This window comes from Chitinivibrionales bacterium, from assembly GCA_014728215.1.
GTDB lineage: Bacteria > Fibrobacterota > Chitinivibrionia > Chitinivibrionales > WJKA01 > WJKA01.
The window spans coordinates 1-3,761 of record WJLZ01000018.1 but is presented as its reverse complement, the minus strand read 5'-3'; the positions used below and the strand labels follow the sequence as shown (position 1 = coordinate 3,761).

Here is a 3,761-nt window from a genome sequence, read left to right as displayed (position 1 = left end):
TATTTGATAGGTGTGTTCATGCTTCTGAGCATTGTGTGTTCCTGGGTGGTCATGAAACTTTTTGCCGAGTATCCGACCAGAATATTTACGGCTGCAATTGTCGGGCTTAATATATCGTTCTCGCTGGCCGTTCTCGGACGACTATGCCTTCCGCAGCTTAAGAGCGTTGCAAGCAGCGAATACAGAGATGCATATCGGAAAAAGCATACACCATTCTTTGAAGCGTTTACCTGGCTGAACAAGCGCAAGCCGGATAAAATAGTCATTCCCTACGCGAGCCAGGTTTTCTATTATCTGAACAGCGGTTATACAATCGACCGGAACGCTTTAGATAACCCATCAAAGCACAGGGGAGCATATTTGCTCGATATCGATTATTCCCAGACTTTGGGAAAGGGTTCCGGATCTCAAGCGTACGATTACCATATTGAGGAAGAGTTTTCGTTCTTAGATCTGGTGTATGAGGGACCGGATGCGCGGGTGTACAAGTTTGAGGATTAACATTCATAATGACACGTTTTAACCACATAGGGAATTTAATCTGCGCCAAAAATAAATATCAGTTGGCGGTTTTAATTGTGTGCGCATCAGTGCTCTATTTCCCTTTTATAAACCAGGCCCTTCATATTGATTCCGATATGATGGTTCACATGGCCCGGCAGATGCTTAAAAACCCGGTCAACCCCCCTCTCGGGGTGTATGGACAACACATGGCGCTTCACGACAAGACCAATATGCCGGGAAGCAGTGTGTTTTATCGGAGTGCTCATCCCCCGCTTCTCCCCCTGATTCTCGCCCCATCGGTGGCCTTGGCCGGCGAGAAGGAATGGCCCCTTCATCTCTCCTGGTTCTTTTTCTATGTCGCGGCAATTCTTGGCGTCTGGTACCTTCTTGGCCTGTTTTTCGACAAGACCCATCAATTCCTCGGAACGCTCCTGTGGACCATCTGCCCCGCGCTGGTGCTCAACAGCCATACGCTCATGTGGGATGTACCGATTACTGCTTTTATGATCTGGACATTGGTGCTTTTTATCGTTGCCGAAAGAAAGAATCGTCCGGGATTGATGATTGCTTCCGGTTGTATCCTCGGCCTGTCGGCACTTGCGAAAGTTAATGTTATCGCTTTGTATGCCTTGTTTGCGGCCTATTGCATCCGGTATAAGCGATGGGCCAGCTTATGGATGTGGGGAATTCCGGCGGTGGCGCTCCCCTTGACATGGGTGATTCATAACTGGATTGTCTTCGGCAAAATTCAATATTTCTCCATAGGGCTCTACAGTCCCGTCCCTGGAGACTACCGCTACAGGTTTGAGCGCACGATCAGTTATCTGGGAGGTGCCGTTGTATTGCCTCTGTTCGGGTACTGGGTCATTCCCCGAAAAAAAAAGGAAATAAAAATTCTCGGACCGATCGTTCTTTTTTCATTAACGTGGAGCATACTCTTGAGAACCGTCCTTCAGAAGCCGCTCTGGTTTTCAGCCGGCTATTTCTTCTTCTCCCTGGCTGGCCTCTGGACGCTCTGGAAAATGATTACTTTTCCCCTGCCAAAAAAAGAGGCTGGTGTACTCAGGAGTGAACATCTTTTGATTCGTGGCTATTCGTTGCTTTATTTTATTGTGCTGATTCTCCTCCCTACCGCCAGTATCCGATATATGTTACCCTTTTTGCCGATGGCTATCATGGTGCTGATGACGCATATGCAAGGGCGGTCCGATAGGGAATGGCGCAATTTCTGGATTTTTTGTATGAGTTCGACGCTGGTCCTCAGTATCGGGTTGAGTATCGGCGATTACCTTTTCTGCGAAGCCGACCGACGTCTGCCCGGCGCACTTCAGGCGCGGGGGTATGTTCCCGGCGAGACCTGGTATTATGGAAGGTTATCATACGATTACTACCTGTATCAGTCGGGTTATAAAAAGCTGCGCATAAATCCGGAGTCTCCGGAACCGGGAGAGTTTTTAGTCAATGAATATATTCCCGCCGATTCTCCGGCTCGAAAAATGGTTGATGCAAAATTCAAGACGGTTCCTTTGGATACCATCTCCTTTTTCAATTATCCCTTCAGGACAAAGGGATTGTACGGCGGCTTTTACGGCAATGACAGAATGCCCTATACACTCAATTTTAATCACCCTCAAAGGGCCTATATTGTGTATCGCCTAGAGAGTAATCGGCGCCACCGGGAGGATATACAATGAAAAAAATTTCTCCTGGAGTGGTGGTGTTTATCTGGTTCTTTTTATCATTGATGATTTTTTATTCGGGGCATTTATATTCCGATGATACACTTGCGAAAGTCGAATCTGCCCGAAGCCTGATAAGGAAAGGAACATTTGCAATCGATAAGGAGAGCGGTGCATGGGGACTTCCGGGAAGAGGCGGTAAAATATATCCGCAATATTCACTTGGGGCGGTACTCAATTGTCTTGTGCCGGCGGCGACATACGAAATTTTCAATTTACTGAGCGGAGGGAGGTTGCCGAGATTTGTTTTAAGTGCATTGATAACATTGCAGAACGTTTTCTTTACTGCAGGAATCGGTGTTATCGTTTTTATGATTCTTGTGCGCTTTGGTACAGAGATAAGACAGGCATTCCTATATGCAAACATTATGGTTTTTTGCACCCAGATTCTTCCCTACAGCAGTACCGGATGGAGTGAGCCGGCAGCTTTGTTCTGGAGTATGGCTGGTTTTTATGCGCTTGTGTATAAAAATGGAATAAAACAAAAAATTGTACCTTCGGCACGATGGAGTATCTGGGCACTGTGCGCTGGTATGGCTTCGCTGATCCGGATAGAATATATTCTTTTTTTTGCAATTTTCCTTATTGTGGATTTGCTGAAAAACAGAACCGGATGGAAAGCCCATCTTCAGGCATTTTTCATTCTCGGCGGCATATTTTGTTTCCACTTTGCTTTCAATTATATCCGTTTTGAATCGGCATTCAATTTCGGCTATCTGGCCCCCTCTGCAGCAAAAGCAGCAGAAAGCTCGATTATATCAAAGGGCGTCTCAACCGGTAATGAGATCACAAGCCTTTTCATCAACAGCCGCCGCTTGAATGATTATTATCACTTTTTTATCTCCTTTGGAAAAAATCACTGGTTCTGGGTGGCTCCACTACTTGCATTGTCGCCGTTGGTATTTTTCTTTAGAAAAGAGGTTCCCGAACGTATCTTAGGTGCTTTTTATGCGGCCTTTCTCTACTTACCTTTCATTAAGCTTAATACCTGGTGTTGGGGTCATCGGTATTTTTACGTGATTTTCCCCTTTCTTTTGCTTCCGCTGTTTTTTATCGTCGGATCTCGAACAAAGGTTTTTCGCTTTTCTTTTTATATTCTTGCCCTGTGTGGAGGAATAATCGCATTTTTTGCCTCTGCGGTGAATTACCATGTTGTACTGGAAATACTGGTCGAAAAATATGGCGTTACCCCTGCCCTGTGGCATAAGACCGCAACATTTACCGGTGCCCCGTTTTGGTATCATGTCAAAATTTTCTTTGTTCAGGCCCCCAATACCATATCATTACTGCTCGATCCACCATCTCACATTTCCTGGGGATATTGTCGGCAACATTGCTTGGACATCTGGCCGGTGGGGCTTATGGCCGTTGGAATTCCGCCGTTATTGTCATTTTCCCTTTACCTTTCAATGATGGGATCTGCGGCGTTTGCGGGAATAAAGCTGTGCAGAGACAAACCTTTTAAGACAAAGAGGGAATAAGAGATATGGACTGTTGTATCTGCGGCTCTATCGATTT

General features: G+C 45.9%; 3 protein-coding genes. All 3 read left to right on the top strand.

Features of this window, described 5'->3' with window-relative positions:
- The first annotated feature begins 18 nt into the window (after nucleotides 1-18).
- From GF401_01320 to GF401_01310, 3 genes are read left to right on the top strand one after another with little or no spacing between them, the layout of a single operon-like run.
- Nucleotides 19-501: a hypothetical protein gene (locus GF401_01320; protein ID MBD3343683.1), complete on the top strand. Its 483-nt coding sequence runs from the start codon at nucleotides 19-21 to the stop codon at nucleotides 499-501.
- Between the two features lie 8 nt (nucleotides 502-509).
- Nucleotides 510-2,198 carry a hypothetical protein gene (locus GF401_01315; GenBank protein ID MBD3343682.1) on the top strand — a complete coding sequence of 563 codons (1,689 nt, stop codon included), beginning with the start codon at nucleotides 510-512 and terminating at the stop codon, nucleotides 2,196-2,198.
- Nucleotides 2,195-3,724, top strand: coding sequence for a hypothetical protein (locus tag GF401_01310; GenBank protein ID MBD3343681.1), 1,530 nt, complete (start codon nucleotides 2,195-2,197; stop codon nucleotides 3,722-3,724). Before GF401_01315 ends, GF401_01310 begins: the two co-directional genes overlap by 4 nt.
- Nucleotides 3,725-3,761 lie beyond the last annotated feature (37 nt).

Bases quoted from the DNA above. Each gene is read 5' to 3' on its own strand.
- GF401_01320 (MBD3343683.1), top strand. From the start codon at position 19: ATGCTTCTGAGCATTGTGTGTTCCTGGGTGGTCATGAAACTTTTTGCC.
- GF401_01315 (MBD3343682.1), top strand. From the start codon at position 510: ATGACACGTTTTAACCACATAGGGAATTTAATCTGCGCCAAAAATAAA.
- GF401_01310 (MBD3343681.1), top strand. From the start codon at position 2,195: ATGAAAAAAATTTCTCCTGGAGTGGTGGTGTTTATCTGGTTCTTTTTA.